This window comes from Kocuria sp. NBRC 114282 (genome assembly GCF_030268385.1).
GTDB classification, from domain to species: domain Bacteria; phylum Actinomycetota; class Actinomycetes; order Actinomycetales; family Micrococcaceae; genus Kocuria; species Kocuria palustris.
Genome location: NZ_BSQO01000048.1, coordinates 1 through 255 on the forward strand (window position 1 = coordinate 1; position 255 = coordinate 255).

General features: G+C 56.1%; 1 rRNA gene. It reads right to left on the minus strand.

Features of this window, described 5'->3' with window-relative positions:
- Positions 1 to 255 (minus strand): 23S ribosomal RNA (locus QSJ40_RS12670); the annotation flags it as partial.

Sequence of the window (255 nt, forward strand, 5' to 3'; positions counted from 1 at the left end):
ACAGGCTCCACCACTCGGTCACCCGGCAGCTTCACCACCCGCTCGACGCTCCCCTACCCAACACACACAAAACCATTACAGTCACCACACAGCACCCCACCAGAACCCAAAAGCCCTGACAGGATCGATGTGCGGAAATGTGCATTGCCACGACTTCGGCGGTGTACTTGAGCCCCGCTACATTATCGGCGCGGAATCACTTGACCAGTGAGCTATTACGCACTCTTTCAAGGATGGCTGCTTCTAAGCCAACCT